The sequence below is a fragment of the Cryobacterium sp. 10S3 genome, assembly GCF_034344045.1.
Lineage (GTDB): Bacteria > Actinomycetota > Actinomycetes > Actinomycetales > Microbacteriaceae > Cryobacterium > Cryobacterium glucosi.
Genome location: NZ_CP133773.1, coordinates 925,329 through 940,717, shown reverse-complemented (window position 1 = coordinate 940,717; position 15,389 = coordinate 925,329). Strand labels below are relative to the sequence as shown.

Sequence of the window (15,389 nt, the reverse complement as noted above, 5' to 3'; positions counted from 1 at the left end):
CCGTGTTCGAAACCACCTACCCGCAACTCATCGGCCTCTGCACCGGCACGCTGCTGCTCACGAGCGCGCTGATGGTCTGGCGGCACTCGATGCTCGCCTCGATCCGCCTGCTCGCCGTACAGGGCCTCGCCCTGGCCGCGCTCGTCGCCGTGATCGGCGTGCAGAAGGGCGAGCTCGAGGTCATCCTCGTCGCCGTGCTCGTGCTGCTCGTCAAGGGCCTCGGCCTGCCGTGGGTGCTCGCCCACGAGTCGAAGGCGACGACCCGAACGGATGAGGCCCCGCGCCTGAACCCGACGGCCTCGCTCCTGACCGTGGCCCTGCTCACGATCCTCGCCTATGTGGTCTCGAGCCGGGTGCTGGCCAGGGACACGAGCGTGTCCGCGCACGCCGCGCCGATCGGGCTCGCGATGGTGCTGATCGGCTTCCTGCTGCTCGTCACCCGGAGGCAGGCGCGGTCGCAGCTGATCGGCTTCCTCGTGCTCGACAACGGCATCGCGACCGTAGCCTTCCTGACGAGCGGCGGCGTCCCGCTCGTGCTCGAGCTCGGCATCTCCCTCGACGTGCTCCTCGTCGTGATGATCCTCTACGTCTTCGCGGGGCGGATGCACAACAAGTTCGGCAACACGGACATCGACCAGCTGAGAAAGTTGCATGACTGATGGCCCCGTCCCTGTCCTTCGCACTCTGGACCCCGCTCGCCCTCCCGGTGCTGTTCGCGCTCCTGAGCCTCACGGTGCCGTCCCCGCGGCTGCGCCGGCTCGGTCCGATCGCCTCGAGCCTGGCCGTGCTCGCCTCCGGGGTGATCCTCGTCGTCGCCGTGTTGCACGACCAGGTGCCGACTCTCGGCGGCGTGCTCCGCGCCGACGCCCTCTCGGCCTACCTGCTCACGGTCGTCGGAGCCATCGGCCTCGTCTCGACCTGGGGCGGACTCGGCGGCGGCGGCCACTCCCAGACTCCCGCGCGCTGGGCGGGCTCCTACGACGGCCTGATCTCGGTGTTCCTCGCCGCCATGTCGCTCGCCGTCGTCGCAGACAACATCGGCCTGATGTGGGCCTCGATCGAGGCGACGACGATCACCACCGCGTTCCTGGTCGGCGCGCACCGCACCGGCAAGTCCCTCGAGGCCTCCTGGAAGTACGTGATCCTCGGCTCCGTCGGCGTCGCGATCGCCCTGCTCGGCATCCTGCTGATCTACGCAGCCTCCCGGGCCACCGGCGAGGCGACGCTGTCCTGGCTCGTGCTCAGCCAGCCTGGCCTGCCCCTCGACCCCGCACTCGTCCGTGCCGGCGGCGCCCTCGCTGTGCTCGGCTTCGCGACCAAGGCCGGCCTCGCACCGATGCACAGCTGGTTGCCGGATGCCCACAGCCAGGCGCCCGCGCCGGTGTCCGGCCTGATGAGCGGCGTGCTGCTCGCGGTCGCCCTGTACGCGATCCTGCGGGTGCAGACCATCACGGACGCCGTGATCGGCCCGGACTTCCTCCGGGCGATGCTGAGCGTGGCCGGCCTGCTCTCCCTGTTCGTCGCCGCCGCCCTGCTCATCCGCCAGCGCGACTTCAAGCGGATGCTCGCATACTCGAGCATCGAGCACATGGGCCTGATGGCGATCGGCGCCGCGGTCGGCGCCGCCGCCCTGCCGGCCGTGCTGCTCTACATGCTCGGCCACGGACTCGTGAAGGCGACGCTCTTCGTCGTCTCCGGCCGGATCCTCGAGGTCGAGGGCACACCGACGATCGCCAACGTCCGGGCGCTGCTCGTGCGCCGCCCAGGGCTGGCGATCCCGTGGCTCGTCGCGATGGCGGCGCTCGTCGGATTTCCCCCCTTCAGCATCTTCTTCTCCGAGGTGGGCATCATCCTCACCGGCTGGTCCGCAGGCATGGGCGTCGTCGTCGGCATCGCCCTCGTCCTCCTGCTCGTGATCTTCGCGAGCCTCACCCGGCTCACCGTCGCGCTCACCATCGGTTCCCCGCACGACGCCCTCGACCACACCCCGCCGATCCTGCCGGAGCAGGTGACCCCGCGCGCGACCGCGCCGGGGGACGAATCGGACGCGGACCGCGAAGCCACGGTCCTGTCCCGCCGCGAGGCGGAGGCCGGGATCGACGGTGCCGGAGTCGTGAACGGTGTCGCTGACGTCGCTGACGGCGGGAACGGTCCTGAACCGTTCCCGATGACCTCCAACATCCGCGTGGCCGCTCCGTTCCCCGACACCGTCGCCGTGACCGTCGTCGACGTCGTCGTCGCGCCGGACCGCTCGACCCACGGCCCGCTGCTCCCCCTCGTGCTCGCCCTCGCCACCTGCGCCGTCGTTCCCTTCATCGCGAACCCGGTCGGCGTGCTGCTCGTGCGCGCCGCCGCCGTACTGGGAGGAGCCCACTGATGACCAACCGCGACACGCCTGACCTGAATTCGGCGACGCCCGGCCCGCCGGTCCCCCACGCTCCGGTCCCCCACGCTCCGGTCATGCCGGCGGCCCCGGCCCGGCCCGAGATCCGGGTGCTCGTCCGCGACCGGCTGCGGCAGGAGGCGTCCGCCCTGCTCGACAGCGGCAACCGGCTCGCGATGATCGCCTGCCATGACGACGGAGACGCCCTGCGCGTCGTCTACTCGTTCGCGGGCGTCTTTCCCCGCCGGCAGGTCGACCTCGTCGTTCCGGTGCCGTACACCGACGCCTGGGTGCCGAGCATCGCCGACCTGTCCTACCCGGCCGGCAACTTCGAGCGCGGGATGCGGGACCTGTACGGCGTGCGCCCGGCCGACCACCCGCAGCCGTACCGGCTCGTGCGGCACGGGCACTGGCCGCGCGGCTGGTACCCGATGCGCCGCGGCGCGCGGGTGACCCCCCGGTTCGAGCCGGACGTCGAGTCCTTCCCCTTCGTCGAGGTCGAGGGACCCGGCGTCTACGAGATCGCCGTCGGCCCGATCCACGCCGGGATCATCGACCCCGGCCACTTCCGGTTCTCCGTCGTCGGCGAGACGATCGTGCGCATGGAGGCCCGCCAGTGGTACATGCACCGCGGCGTCGAGCGGCTCTTCGAGGGCCGCAGGCCGGCAGACGGCCTCGAGCTCGCCGAGCAGGTCACCGGGGACACCGTCGTCGGGCACTCCCTCGCATACTGCATGGCCGTCGAGGCCGCGGCGGGCATCGAGGTCCGCGAGACCGACCGGCTGCTGCGCGCCCTCCTGCTCGAACTCGAGCGGATCTACAACCACGTCTCCGACCTCGGCTCGCTCGCGAACGACGTCGGCTTCGGGATCGTGCATTCGCACACCCAGCGGCTGCGTGAGACGCTCCTGCGACTCAACAAGACCGTCACGGGCCAGCGCTTCCTGCGCGGCGGCTTGCGGATCGGGGGCGCCCGGGTGCTCAGCCTGCCGGACCCCGAGGTGCTCCGCGGCGTGGCCGCAGACATGCAGGAGATCATCGCGATCACCCTCGGCCACGCGATCGTGCGCGACCGGTTCACCGGAACGGCGCCGCTGTCCGGGGCCCAGGCCCGCGCGATCGGCACCCTCGGTTACGTCGCGAGGGCGTCGGGGATCGACGCGGACTCCCGCAGGGACCACCCGTTCGTCGACCTCGGCCCGGCGTTCCACGTCGTCACCGAGACCGGCGGGGACGTGCTCGCCCGGTACCGGGTGCGCGCGGGCGAATTCGCGGTCTCGATGGCCGTGGTCATCGACCTCGTGGCGCGCCTCGGCGAGCACCTCGGCAGCGGCACCTCGGTCGACCCGGCCGGGCCCGGCACCGGGCTGGCCTTCGTCGAGGGCTGGCGCGGAAGCATCTGCCACCGGGTCGAGCTCGGAGCCGGCGGTGTGCTCAGCCGGGTCAAGATCGTCGACCCCTCGTTCTTCAACTGGCCGGCGCTGCCCGTCGCGCTCGCGGACACGATCGTGCCCGACTTCCCGCTCGTCAACAAGAGCTTCAACCAGTCCTACGCAGGCAACGACCTCTGATACCCGCCCGCCGTCGCGAAGCGGATGCCGCTAGCGCTCGTCCTGCTCGATCGTGCGGAGGAGCGCGTGGGAGTCTTCGAGACTCGCGACCAGCATCCGCTTCGCAACGGTGAGCAGTTCGGCGACGCCGGCGTCACGGACCGCGTAGAAGATGGTGTTGCCCTCACGGCGGGTGACGACCACGCCGGCGCGGCGCAGCACACCGAGTTGCTGGGAGAGGTTGGAGAGCTCGGAGCCGAGCACCTCCGCGAGGCTGCCGACCGAGCGTTCGCCGCCGACGAGCTGTTCGAGCACTTGCACGCGCAGCGGATGCCCCAGCGACTTGAACAATTCGGCCTTGAGCTGGGCCATGGGCAATCCGGTCATCGGCACCGTTTGATTATATCGCCAATTTATAATGTTCTCAAATAGGTGGGGTTGGGTACGGAAAAGGCCCGCCCTGCCGAAGCAGAACGGGCCTTCCGTCTAACCGACTAACCTGGCGAGAGGTTGTCGGCAGAACCCTAAGACTACGCCTCGGTGGACACCGATGCGACCTCGACGACGGATTCGGCGGACGCCGACTCGTCTTCGAGGACCGGGGCGAGCGACAGCTTGCCACGGTCGTCGATCTTGGTGATCTCGACGAGGACCTTCTGGCCGACTCCGAGCACGTCTTCGACGTTCTCGACGCGCTTGCCACCGGCGAGCTTGCGGACCTCGCTGATGTGCAGCAGGCCGTCCTTGCCGGGGAGGAGCGAGACGAAGGCGCCGAACGCGGCGATCTTCACGACGGTTCCGAGGAACTGCTCGCCGACCTCCGGGTTGGTCGGGTTCGCGATCGCGTTGACCTGGGCACGGGCGGCCTCCGCCGAGGGGCCGTCCACGGCGCCGATGTACACGGTGCCGTCTTCCTCGATCGAGATGTCTGCGCCGGTCTCGTCCTGGATCGCGTTGATCGTCTTGCCCTTCGGGCCGATCAGCTCTCCGATCTTGTCGACGGGGATCTGGACGCTGATCACGCGGGGCGCGGTCGGTGCCATCTCGTCGGGCTTGTCGATGGCGGCGTTCAGCACGGCGAGGATGGTCGTACGAGCATCCTTGGCCTGCGTGAGCGCACCGGCGAGCACAGAGGCGGGGATGCCGTCGAGCTTGGTGTCGAGCTGGATCGCGGTGACGAACTCGCTCGTGCCTGCGACCTTGAAGTCCATGTCGCCGAGGGCGTCTTCCGCACCGAGGATGTCGGTCAGGGCCGCGTAGCGGGTCTTCCCGTCAACGGTGTCGGAGATGAGGCCCATCGCGATGCCCGCGACCGGGGCGCGCAGCGGCACACCGGCGTTGAGCAGGGACAGGGTGGACGCACAGACGGAACCCATCGAGGTCGAGCCGTTGGAGCTCAGCGCCTCGGAGACCTGACGGATGGCGTACGGGAACTCCTCGCGCGACGGCAGCACGGGGACCAGGGCACGCTCAGCGAGCGCTCCGTGGCCGATCTCGCGACGCTTCGGCGTGCCGACCCGGCCGGTTTCACCGGTGGAGTACGGCGGGAAGTTGTAGTTGTGCATGTAGCGCTTCTTGGTGACCGGGCTCAGGGAGTCGATCGTCTGCTCGAGCTTGAGCATGTTCAGCGTCGTGACACCCAGGATCTGGGTCTCGCCGCGCTGGAAGATCGCCGAACCGTGCACGCGGGGGATGATCGCGACCTCGGCGTCGAGCGGGCGGATGTCCGCAAGCCCACGGCCGTCGATGCGGATGCCCTCGTTGAGCACGCGGGAGCGCACGACGAGCTTGGTGACCGACTTGTACGCGGCGGAAACCTGGCCTGCTGCGCTCGCGTCGAGCTCGCCGGCTTCGATCTTTGCGGCGATCGCCGTCTTGACGCTCGCCTTGAGGGCGTCGTCGGCGTTCTGACGGTCGACCTTGTCGGCGATCTGGTAGACGTTCTTCAGCTCGTCATAGGCGAGCGCGGCAACGGCGTCGTAGGTGGCGGGCACGTACGGCGGGAACACCGGGTAGTTGCCTGTCGGCTTCGCGGCCGCGGCTGCGACCTTCTGCTGCGCCTCGATGAGCTGCTTGATGAAGGGCTTCGAGGCTTCGATGCCCTCGGCGATGACCTCTTCGTTCGGCTTGATGGCGCCGCCCTGGATCAAGGTCCAGGCGTTGTCGGTGGCTTCGGCCTCGATCATCATGATCGCGACGTCTTCGCTGCCATCGGCATCCGTCACAACGCGGCCGGCGACGACCATGCTGAACACGGCCTCTTCAACCTGCGAGTGCTTCGGGAACGCGACCCACTGGCCGGAACCGTTCTGGTCGGGGATGAGCGCGACGCGGACGCCACCGATCGGGCCGGAGAACGGCAGGCCGGCGATCTGGGTCGACATCGACGCGGCGTTGATCGCCAGCACGTCGTAGTACTCGTCCGGCGCGATGGCGAGGACGGTGACGACGACCTGGATCTCGTTGCGGAGTCCGTCGACGAACGACGGGCGCAGCGGCCGGTCGATCAGGCGGCAGGTGAGGATCGCCTCGGTCGACGGGCGACCTTCGCGACGGAAGAAGCTGCCCGGGATGCGGCCGGCAGCGTACATACGCTCCTCGACATCGATGGTCAGCGGGAAGAAGTCGAAGTTTTCCTTGGGCTGCTTGCTCGCGCTCGTGGCGGACAGCAGCATCGTCTCTTCGTCGATGTATGCGGCGGCAGAACCCTGCGCCTGCTGGGCGAGACGGCCGGTCTCGAAGCGGATCGTGCGAGTGCCGTACTTGCCGTTGTCAATAACGGTTTCGGCGAACGTGATTTCTGGACCCTCCATATGGGGGTTCTCTCCTTTTGTGTTTGCTTCTCGCCATTCCGGCGATGAAGACTTGCGCACCCGTATGGCGCGCAAGGCGTGCGGACAATCCATAGATTGGCCTCGCCAAGTCTAACAGAGCGCTCTTGCTCCGGATCTGCGCTTAAACGGCGGCGTCGAAGACCGGGCCGTCGACGCAGACGAGGGGACCCTCGACCGCGGGATCCGTGCGGACCGGGGCCGCGCATCCGTGGCAGTAGCCGAGCCCGCACGCCATGTGCGCCTCGAGGGAGGCCTGCACGGGCACGCCCCATTCGGCGCCGAGTTCTGCGGCGAGCCGGGTGAGCACGCCGGCGCCGCAGACGAAGACGACGTCGGGCGGACCGGCGGCGAACTGGCGGCGCAGGAGAGCCCCGAGTGCGGGAAGGTCGGCGGTGCCCTCCGCGTCGGTGACCGGGATGAAGCGCGCACCGAGTTCGGCGCATTCGGCGGAGCCGATGAGGCTCCCCCTGGTGCGTCCGCTCGCGACGAGCGTCGCCTCGATGCCGCGGGCCGCCGCATCCTCGACCGAACCCATCACGGCGCACACGCCGACGCCGCGGCCGATCATCAGCGCCCGGCGGGTTCCGGACGGGAACTCGAAGCCGCGGCCGAGCGGCCCGGTCACGAGCAGCCGCTGCCCCGGGTTGACCGCGGCGAGTGCGGTCGTGCCGCGGCCGGCGACGCCGTAGATGACCTCGATCGTGCCTCGCTCGGGGTTCCGGCGGTGGATCGCCATCGGGCGTGGCAGCAGGATCCGCTCTCCACCGTGCGGCGGGACCGTGATCATCAGGAACTGCCCGGCGAGCGCGGTTGCCGCGATCGTGCCGCAGGACAGGGTGAGCCGGTGGTAGCGCTCGCGCACGACCTCGTGATTGACAACCGTCGCCTCGTCCCAGACCGGCTCGGGGCGGGGCCCGGCCTCTGCGGGGCGCACGGACAACAGGCCGTCGAGGGCTGCGGCATCCGCTGCGGCGAAGGCGGCCTGCCTGGCGAGCGCCGCCCGGGTCTCCGCAGCGGTCGGCGGGGTCTTCATCGGGCTCATTGGGCTCTCCAGAGGTCGATGAGATCGCGGATGCCGGTGACCCGGTCGTCCGCGCAGCGCTGCTGCAGGGTGCGCACGATCTCGACCATCGCGAACGGGCGGGCGAAACTGGCGGTGCCGACCTGCACGGCGGACGCACCGACCGAGAAGTAGTCGAGGGCGTCGTCCGCGGTCTCGATGCCGCCGCAGGCGATCACCGGGATGTCGACGGAGCGGGCGGCGAGCCAGACCAGCCGGAGCACGATCGGCCGGATCGACGGCCCGGAGAGGCCGCCGATGACGTTGCCGATCGCGGGGGCGCGGGTGTACGCCTCGAGCGGCAGGGCGGGGATCGAGTTGGCGACGCAGACGGCGTCTGCGCCTGCTGCCTGGGCCGCCTGGGCGCACTCGGCGATCGAGGAGGCGAGGACAGGGAGCTTGACGATGATCGGCTTGTCGGTCTCGAGCCGCACCGCGGCGACCGCGCTCTCGATGGCGTCCGGGTCCGAGCCGATGTCGGTGCCGTCGCGGTCGAGGTTGGGGCACGAGACGTTGAGCTCGAAGGCGTCGCCTGCCGTGCCGAGGTCGCGCACGACGGGGGCGTACCCGGCAGGCCGGTGCGCGCCGACGCTGATGATCACGGGCGGGCCGAGGGCGGCGTAGCGCGGGTGCAGTTCGGCGAGGTAGCCGGCGGCGCCGCGGCTCGGGATGCCGACGCTGTTGACCATGCCGGCCCGGATCTCGGTGAGCCGGTGCGCCGGGTTGCCGCCGCGCGGCACGCCGAAGACGGTCTTGGTCACGACGGCGCCGAGCTCGTCGACGGGGATGAGCCGGCCGAGGGCGGGTCCGAAACACCCGGAGGCGGGCATCATCGGGTTCCTGAGCCGCAGGCCGCCGATGCTGACGCTGAGGTCGACCGTGGCGACGGGGGCCGGGCGGGCGGCGAAGAAGGTGCGGCGGGCATCCGTCGTCGGCCGCGGGGTCTCGCTCAACTGGCCTGCCTTCGGGTCCACGGGAGGGAATATCGTCCCGTTCCGCGGTCCAATTATCGCGTGCGTTTCCGTGGATGTTCAAATCAGCCGTTCGCCGCCGCCATCCTCGTCCTCCCCAGCCGCGCGGTCTAGGCTCGACCCCAGCGCCGGTCACCCGGCGCGAGGAAAGGATCCAGTCGTGACGAGCCCCACACCCGTGACCGATTCGATTGCCGGCCCCGAGGGAGGAGCCCCCTGGTGGACCTCGGGTGTCGTGTACCAGGTCTATCCGCGCAGCTTCGCGGATGCCGACGGTGACGGGATCGGTGACCTCGCCGGCATCCGCGGCAAGCTCGGCTACCTCGCAGAGCTCGGGGTGGATGCCCTCTGGCTGTCCCCGGTGTACCCGTCTCCGCAGCACGACAACGGCTACGACATCAAGGACTACGAGGACATCGACTCCGTCTTCGGTGACCTCGCCCAGTTCGACATGCTCGTCGCCGAGGCCCACGAGCGAGGGATCAGGATCGTGATGGATCTCGTGGTCAACCACACGAGCGATGAGCACCCCTGGTTCCTCGAGTCGAAGAGCAGCCTGACCAACCCGAAGAGGGACTGGTACTGGTGGCGCGAGCCGAACGCCTCGAACGGTCCGCCGAACGCGTGGGGCAGCTTCTTCAGCGGCCCGGCCTGGACCCTCGACGAGGCGACCGGCGAGTACTACCTGCACCTGTTCGCGGTGCAGCAGCCCGACCTCAACTGGGAGAACCCCGAGGTGCGGCAGGCCGTCTACGCGATGATGAACCGGTGGCTCGACCGCGGCGTCGACGGCTTCCGGATGGACGTGATCAACTTCATCGCCAAGCGGGTCGAGCTCGTCGACGGGCCCGCCCCGTCGCGGGACGCCTCCTGCCCGATGGGCCCGCAGATCCACGACTATCTGCAGGAGATGCACGCGGCCGTGTTCGCCGGGCGCCCCGGTGAGCACCTCACGGTCGGCGAGATGCCGGGGGTGACCACGGCGGACGCCGTGCTGTTCACCGACCCTGCCCGGCACGAGGTCGACATGATCTTCCAGTTCGAGCACGTCTCCCTCGACCAGGGCGCGAACAAGTTCGACGCCCTCCCCCTTGACCTGCCCGCGCTCAAGCGGAACCTCGCGCACTGGCAGACCGACCTCGCGGAGACCGGCTGGAACAGCCTCTACCTGAACAACCACGACCAGCCCCGTCTGGTGTCCCGGTTCGGCAACGACGCCGAGTACCGCTACGAGTCCGCCACCCTCTGGGCGCTCGTGCTGCACCTGCAGCGCGGTACCCCGTACATCTACCAGGGTGAGGAGATCGGGATGACGAACGTGCGGTTCGACTCCATCGCCGACTATCGCGACATCGAAACGCTCAACCACTACCGGGAGGCCGTCGAGGAGTTCGACCGGTCACCTTCAGGCGTTCTCGCCGGGGTGCACGCGATGGGCCGCGACAACGCCCGAACGCCCATGCAGTGGGATGCGTCGCCGAACGCGGGCTTCAGCACGGGAACGCCGTGGCTCGCGGTCAACCCGAACCACACCGGGATCAACGTCGCCGCCGACCGTTCGGGCGAGAGGAGCGTGTTCCGGTTCTACCAGGAACTGATCCGGCTCCGGCACGAGAACCCGGTCGTCGCCCTCGGCGACTTCGGGCTGCTCGAGCCCGATCACGGGCAGCTCTACGCCTTCACCCGGTCGCTGGCCGGTGAGACGCTCCTCGTCTTGGCCAACGCAGCGGATGCCCCACTCGCCGCGCCACTGCCCGCCTCGGTCGCCGCTCTACTCGCGACGGCCACCCTCCTCCTCGGCAACTACCCGCCCCAGGAGTCGGCAACCCTCCGCCCCTGGGAGGCCACCCTCTACCGCCTCCCCTAGGCGTCTTGCCCCCGCCCGGCCCGCGAGAGTACGAAAATGGCCCCTTCAGCCGCACGGAGAGGGCCGAATTCGTACTCTCGCGGAACGGATTGGCGGAAAGGGTTCGTCGCGGGAGGGGTCAGTCGCGGAGCGAGTTCTCCTCTCGGACGGCCTCGGTGCGTACGGTCTCGTCGAACACGCGCTTGGCCTCGATGCCGACCACGGAGTGGCGGCGCCCGTAGGCGAAGTACACGGCGAGGCCGATCAGGAGCCACACCGCGAAGCGCACCCAGGTCAGGGTTGTGAGGTTCAGCATCAGCCAGAAGCACAGCACGGCCGAGAGGATCGGCAGGTACGGGGAGAAGGGCACCTTGAAGGCGCGCTTGAGGTCCGGCCGCTTCTTCCGCAGCACGATCACGGCGATGCTGACGAGCACGAACGCCGAGAGCGTTCCGATGTTGATCATTTCCTCGAGGACGCCCACGTTGGTGAGGCCGGCGATCAGCGCGACCGCCGTGCCCGCAATGATCTGCACCCGCGCCGGCGTGCCGCGCTTCGCCGAGGTGACGCTGAGGCCGCGGGGCAGCAGGCCGTCACGGCTCATGGCGAAGAGCACCCGGGACAGCCCGAGGAGCAGCACCATGATCACGGTCGTCAGGCCGATCAGGATGCCGACCGAGATGACCTCGGCGGCCCAGCCGGCTCCGACGGCGACGAAGGCCGTTGCGAGGGAGGCGTTCGGGTCCTGCGCGAGCACCGTGTACGGCACCATCCCGGTCAGTACGAGGCTGACGCCGAGGTAGAGCACGGTCACGATCGCGAGCCCTGCGAAGATCCCGCGCGGCAGGGTCTTCTGCGGGTTCTTGACTTCCTCGGCGCTCGTGGCGACGACGTCGAAGCCGATGAATGCGAAGAAGACGAGGGAGGCGCCCGCAAGCAGGCCGAAGAGGCCGTACTGGGCCGGGTGCGCACCGGTCATGAAGGAGAAGAGGGACTGCATCCAGACGTCGCCGTCTCCACCCGTCGTCGGGATAGCGGCGGGGATGAACGGCGAGTAGTTCGCCGGGTTGATGAAGAAGGCGCCGGCGACGATGACGAAGAGCACGATCGCGACCTTGAGGATCGTGAAGACGCTCGCGACCCGCGCGGAGAGCTTGGTGCCGAGCACGAGGAGAGTCGTGAAGATCGCGACGATGACGAAGGCGCCCCAGCTCACGTCGAGGCCGAGAATGTTGATGGTCGCCGGCACGTTCCAGTGCAGGAGTTCGAAGACGCTCGAGAGGTAGATGCCCCAGTACTTGGCGATCACGGCGGCCGCGGTGAGCATCTCGAGGATCAGGTCCCAGCCGATGATCCAGGCCAGGAGCTCGCCGAGGGTCGCATAGGTGAAGGTGTACGCCGAGCCGGCGACCGGCACCGCCGACGCGAACTCCGCGTAACACATGATCGCGAGGGCGCAGGTGAGGGCGGCGAGCAGGAACGCGAGCGTCACCGACGGGCCAGCGTAGCTGCCGGCCGCCTTTGCTCCGACCGAGAAGATCCCGGCGCCGACGGCAACGGCGACACCCATGACCATGAGGTCCCAGGTGCCGAGGGTGCGCTTGAGATTGTGGCCCTTTTCGAGGGAGTCGGCCATCGAGGCCTCAATGCTTTTGGTGCGCCAAATGCTCATAACAGGGGGATATCCATTTCGTTGGGTACCCGCCCAGCCTACGACTCCCCCTGTCCGGGGTCTCACGGAACGGTGACGACGACCTTCCCCCTGGCTTGTCCGGCGTGCTGGTAGCGGATGCCGTCTGCCGCATCCGCGAGGGGAAACGTCCGGTCGATCACGGGCCGGATGGTGCCGGCCTCGAGCAGTTTCCCGAGGGTCTCGAGGTCGTCGGCGCCCTCGGCGGAGACGACCCCGCGCAGGGTCTGCTTCACGAAGCCGGACAGCAGGAGGGCACGCAGCTGGCGGTCGATCCCGCCGAACACGGCGCCACCGCCCTCTCCGCCGACGATGACGAGGGTGCCGGTCGGGGTGAGCGCCCGGCGGAGCCGGGACAGGGTGGGATTTCCGGCAATGTCGAGGATCAGGTCCCAGGTGTTCCTTCCGTCCGCGAAGTCCTCGCGGGTGTAGTCGATCACCTGTGCGGCTCCGAGGGACCGGACGAGGTCGACCTTGCCGGTGCTGCAGACCCCGGTCACCGTCGCGCCGAGCGCCGTGGCGAGCTGGACGGCGAAGGTTCCGACGCCGCCACCGGCGCCGATCACGAGGACCCTCTGGCCCGCCTCGACCTTCCCGGCGTCGCGGAGGGCGTGCAGGGCGGCGCACGCCGAGACGGGAACGGCGGCGGCATCCACGAACCCGAGGTTCGCCGGTTTCGGGGCGAGCCGGTCGGCCGGGACCCGGGTGTACTCGGCGAACGATCCGGTGAGCGAGGTGCCGAACACCTCGTCGCCGACCCGGAACCGGGTCACGCCGGCCCCGACGGCCGCGACCGTTCCCGAGACATCCCGCCCGCGCACCCGGAGCTTCGGGGCCCGGAGCCCGAAACCGAACAGCCGGAGCAGGTAGGGACGCCCGGCCATCAGATGCCAGACGCCGGCGTCGATCCCGGCGGCCTGGACCCGGACGAGCACCTCGTCGGCTCCGACCTCCGGCTCGTCGATGTCCTCGAGGTGGAGGACGTCTGCGGAACCGTACTGATTCTGGACGAGGGCCTTCATGATTCTTCTCCTGACGGGGTGAGGGGCGGGGTGAGGGATGGCGTCGGGTACTGGAACACGTCGTCGAGCGGGACGCCGAAGGCGTGGGCGATCAGGAACGCCAGCTCGAGCGACGGCGAATAGCGGCCCTGTTCGATGGCGATGATGGTCTGGCGGGTCACGCCGGTGCGGTCGGCGAGATCGGCCTGGGTCATCTCGCCGTGGGCGAAGCGGAGCCGCCTCATGTCGTTGGTGACCCGGGTCGGCTTCGCGGAGGTCGCTGACTTCGCCGGCCTCACCATTGGGGCAGGCCCCTCCGGTAGGCGACGAGCCGCGCGATTCCGCCGAGGACCGCCGAGAGCACGAACGCGAGGTACACCGCGTTGGCGATCCAGAAGTACGGCAGTTGCAGCAGGGCCATCAGGAGGGCGGCGACGCCGCCGATCACGACGAACGACTGGCCGACGGTGTCGCCGAACCGGGCGATCTCGCGGTCGCGCTGGTCAGCCTGCCCGGCGTCCCGCGGCGACAGGATCGAGACCAGGATGTCGAGCACGATCGACACGACGATGGCGCCGCCGATGGTCCAGAGCAGCGCAGGCACGTAGGGCACCTCAGGGAGAGGGATGCCGTCCTCCCGGATCAGGATGAAGCCGAGATAGGTCGCGTACGCGGCGATCGCGGTGCCGAGCCTGATCCAGGCTCGCTTTTCCAGGGCTGACATCGGACTCCTTGAGGGCCGTGAAACGGTGCGAAGTAAAGCTGACATGACTCAATGTAAAGAAAATCATACTTCGTGTCAAGGAAAAGCTACATCTTCGTTGCCGGCCCCCGGTTCGCGCCGGCTCAGTCCGATGCCCCGGTGAGGGACCACGCCGTGACGGAGACCTCTCCGCCGGCGACGATGTCGAGGGTGCTCGGCCAGGAGCCCCGATCGAGCCCGGGATACAGGGCCGCGTACAGCGTGTAGGTCACGGGCACGTCTGCGGTCGCCATGGCATCCCAGCCGAGTCGGGTGATGGCGAATCCGCCGGCCGGGACTTCGATGGGATGGGGGCCGTCGTCGGTGGTCATGAAGGAGCCGCCGTGCACGAGCGTGACGGGAGGTAGGAGCCGGCCTGGTCCGCGAAGGCGAGATCGGGGTAGCCGTTGAGCGTGCACGGGACGTCGCTGAAGTTCATGGCCTGGATCGACACGGTGCGGTGTCCGGTCGCGGCATCGGGATCCCCGAGCAGCACCGCCGTGTCTTCCTTCGTGCACCATCCGACGGGAGCCACCGCCGCGTCGGGAGCAACGGTCGGCGGGGGCGTGACCTGGACATCCGGATCGGGGACGGCGCCGAGGGTGTTGCCGTCGGCGAGGGCGTTCTCCGCCGCGGCGTGGAGTCGCTCGGCGCGGCTTCCGAATCCCGCCCCGAGGCCGGAGAGGACCAGGACGGCGACCATGATGCCACAGAGAACGGCGAGCGGGTGCCTGCGAAAGGGGCCGGTCGCGACGGGCGCAAGGGCGGCATCCGCGGTCGACCCGGTTGCGGAGGCGGGCACCCGGACCCGGCGCAGGGCGAGCAGGGCCGGCAACCAGCCCCAGGCGATCCCCCAGTATCCGCTGAGGAGCATGGACTCGCCGGCCGGATCGAGCACGAACGCCGCGCGCGACGGCGGGAATGCGGAGATGATCGCGCTGATCACCCACGGGAGGGTGGCAAGGAAGCCGGTCAGCACGGCCACGAACCAGAGGGCGAAGAACCGGGCGGCGCGGGATCCGTCCGTCCTGTCCACGATCAGGCGCGCCAGGACCAGGTAGACCACGAAGACGCCCGCCGCTGAGGCGAGCGGTGCCAGGCCGACCCACGGCCAGGACCAGAACCAGACGTTGCTCGGAATCGTCTCAGGCAGGAGGTGCTTCACGAAGGCGGTCGGGACGAGGCCGAACCAGGTCAGGAAGCCGAATGCGCCGGCGCACACGACCCACCATGCGGAGGCAACGAGGGCGGGAATCCAGAAAAATGGGCTGTGGCCGGGCCTTGTCATCATCCGAGCCTACGTCACTCCCCC

At 69.3% G+C, this 15,389-nt stretch carries 14 protein-coding genes; 4 read left to right on the top strand and 10 right to left on the bottom strand.

Annotated elements, in window-relative coordinates:
- The first annotated feature begins 2 nt into the window (after window positions 1-2).
- From RHM57_RS04345 to RHM57_RS04335, 3 genes are read left to right on the top strand one after another with little or no spacing between them, the layout of a single operon-like run.
- Window positions 3-659: a hypothetical protein gene (locus tag RHM57_RS04345; protein ID WP_134449605.1), complete on the top strand. Its 657-nt coding sequence runs from the start codon at window positions 3-5 to the stop codon at window positions 657-659.
- The gene (locus RHM57_RS04340) at window positions 659-2,377 is read left to right on the top strand and encodes a proton-conducting transporter membrane subunit (RefSeq protein WP_322140724.1); all 1,719 of its coding nucleotides are present in this window, start codon (window positions 659-661) and stop codon (window positions 2,375-2,377) included. The genes RHM57_RS04345 and RHM57_RS04340 overlap by 1 nt, the downstream gene beginning before the upstream one ends.
- The gene (locus RHM57_RS04335) at window positions 2,377-3,954 is read left to right on the top strand and encodes an NADH-quinone oxidoreductase subunit C (RefSeq protein WP_322136152.1); all 1,578 of its coding nucleotides are present in this window, start codon (window positions 2,377-2,379) and stop codon (window positions 3,952-3,954) included. Before RHM57_RS04340 ends, RHM57_RS04335 begins: the two co-directional genes overlap by 1 nt.
- A gap of 30 nt (window positions 3,955-3,984) precedes the next feature.
- On the opposite strand, the gene RHM57_RS04330 is transcribed toward RHM57_RS04335, so the two are convergent.
- From RHM57_RS04330 to RHM57_RS04315, 4 genes are all read right to left on the bottom strand, one after another.
- Window positions 3,985-4,320 carry an ArsR/SmtB family transcription factor gene (locus RHM57_RS04330; RefSeq protein ID WP_134449604.1) on the bottom strand — a complete coding sequence of 112 codons (336 nt, stop codon included), beginning with the start codon at window positions 4,318-4,320 and terminating at the stop codon, window positions 3,985-3,987.
- A 143-nt stretch (window positions 4,321-4,463) separates the two neighbouring features.
- Window positions 4,464-6,746: a polyribonucleotide nucleotidyltransferase gene (locus RHM57_RS04325; protein WP_134449603.1), complete on the bottom strand. Its 2,283-nt coding sequence runs from the start codon at window positions 6,744-6,746 to the stop codon at window positions 4,464-4,466.
- Window positions 6,747-6,888: 142 nt separating this feature from the next.
- Window positions 6,889-7,809: a dihydroorotate oxidase electron transfer subunit gene (locus tag RHM57_RS04320; protein ID WP_198413617.1), complete on the bottom strand. Its 921-nt coding sequence runs from the start codon at window positions 7,807-7,809 to the stop codon at window positions 6,889-6,891.
- Window positions 7,806-8,801 (bottom strand): dihydroorotate dehydrogenase, encoded by a 996-nt coding sequence (locus tag RHM57_RS04315; protein WP_322136154.1) that lies wholly within the window; start codon window positions 8,799-8,801, stop codon window positions 7,806-7,808. The genes RHM57_RS04320 and RHM57_RS04315 overlap by 4 nt, the downstream gene beginning before the upstream one ends.
- 157 nt (window positions 8,802-8,958) lie before the next feature.
- Between RHM57_RS04315 and RHM57_RS04310 the strand changes: the two genes are divergently transcribed.
- Window positions 8,959-10,665 (top strand): alpha-glucosidase, encoded by a 1,707-nt coding sequence (locus RHM57_RS04310; RefSeq protein ID WP_322140723.1) that lies wholly within the window; start codon window positions 8,959-8,961, stop codon window positions 10,663-10,665.
- A gap of 118 nt (window positions 10,666-10,783) precedes the next feature.
- Here RHM57_RS04310 and RHM57_RS04305 read toward each other — a convergent pair whose 3' ends face one another.
- The 6 genes from RHM57_RS04305 to RHM57_RS04280 all read right to left on the bottom strand — a co-directional run bounded on the left by RHM57_RS04305 (window position 10,784) and on the right by RHM57_RS04280 (window position 15,365).
- The gene (locus RHM57_RS04305; protein ID WP_134449600.1) at window positions 10,784-12,316 is read right to left on the bottom strand and encodes an amino acid permease; all 1,533 of its coding nucleotides are present in this window, start codon (window positions 12,314-12,316) and stop codon (window positions 10,784-10,786) included.
- A 62-nt stretch (window positions 12,317-12,378) separates the two neighbouring features.
- Window positions 12,379-13,356, bottom strand: coding sequence for an NAD(P)-dependent alcohol dehydrogenase (locus tag RHM57_RS04300; protein ID WP_134558599.1), 978 nt, complete (start codon window positions 13,354-13,356; stop codon window positions 12,379-12,381).
- The gene (locus tag RHM57_RS04295; protein ID WP_134449598.1) at window positions 13,353-13,637 is read right to left on the bottom strand and encodes a helix-turn-helix transcriptional regulator; all 285 of its coding nucleotides are present in this window, start codon (window positions 13,635-13,637) and stop codon (window positions 13,353-13,355) included. Before RHM57_RS04295 ends, RHM57_RS04300 begins: the two co-directional genes overlap by 4 nt.
- Window positions 13,631-14,059, bottom strand: a complete 429-nt coding sequence (locus tag RHM57_RS04290; protein WP_134561024.1) for a hypothetical protein — start codon at window positions 14,057-14,059, stop codon at window positions 13,631-13,633. The genes RHM57_RS04295 and RHM57_RS04290 overlap by 7 nt, the downstream gene beginning before the upstream one ends.
- A 122-nt stretch (window positions 14,060-14,181) precedes the next feature.
- Window positions 14,182-14,409, bottom strand: a complete 228-nt coding sequence (locus tag RHM57_RS04285) for a hypothetical protein (protein WP_322136155.1) — start codon at window positions 14,407-14,409, stop codon at window positions 14,182-14,184.
- On the bottom strand, window positions 14,406-15,365 hold the full coding sequence (locus tag RHM57_RS04280) for a DUF4232 domain-containing protein (RefSeq protein ID WP_322140722.1): 960 nt from the start codon (window positions 15,363-15,365) through the stop codon (window positions 14,406-14,408). Before RHM57_RS04280 ends, RHM57_RS04285 begins: the two co-directional genes overlap by 4 nt.
- Window positions 15,366-15,389: the final 24 nt, after the last annotated feature.

Coding starts and splice junctions, on each gene's coding strand:
- RHM57_RS04340 (WP_322140724.1), top strand. CDS start 659: ATGGCCCCGTCCCTGTCCTTCGCACTCTGGACCCCGCTCGCCCTCCCG.
- RHM57_RS04335 (WP_322136152.1), top strand. CDS start 2,377: ATGACCAACCGCGACACGCCTGACCTGAATTCGGCGACGCCCGGCCCG.
- RHM57_RS04330 (WP_134449604.1), bottom strand. CDS start 4,320: ATGACCGGATTGCCCATGGCCCAGCTCAAGGCCGAATTGTTCAAGTCG.
- RHM57_RS04325 (WP_134449603.1), bottom strand. CDS start 6,746: ATGGAGGGTCCAGAAATCACGTTCGCCGAAACCGTTATTGACAACGGC.
- RHM57_RS04320 (WP_198413617.1), bottom strand. CDS start 7,809: ATGAGCCCGATGAAGACCCCGCCGACCGCTGCGGAGACCCGGGCGGCG.
- RHM57_RS04305 (WP_134449600.1), bottom strand. CDS start 12,316: ATGAGCATTTGGCGCACCAAAAGCATTGAGGCCTCGATGGCCGACTCC.
- RHM57_RS04300 (WP_134558599.1), bottom strand. CDS start 13,356: ATGAAGGCCCTCGTCCAGAATCAGTACGGTTCCGCAGACGTCCTCCAC.
- RHM57_RS04295 (WP_134449598.1), bottom strand. CDS start 13,637: ATGGTGAGGCCGGCGAAGTCAGCGACCTCCGCGAAGCCGACCCGGGTC.
- RHM57_RS04290 (WP_134561024.1), bottom strand. CDS start 14,059: ATGTCAGCCCTGGAAAAGCGAGCCTGGATCAGGCTCGGCACCGCGATC.
- RHM57_RS04285 (WP_322136155.1), bottom strand. CDS start 14,409: ATGACCACCGACGACGGCCCCCATCCCATCGAAGTCCCGGCCGGCGGA.
- RHM57_RS04280 (WP_322140722.1), bottom strand. CDS start 15,365: ATGACAAGGCCCGGCCACAGCCCATTTTTCTGGATTCCCGCCCTCGTT.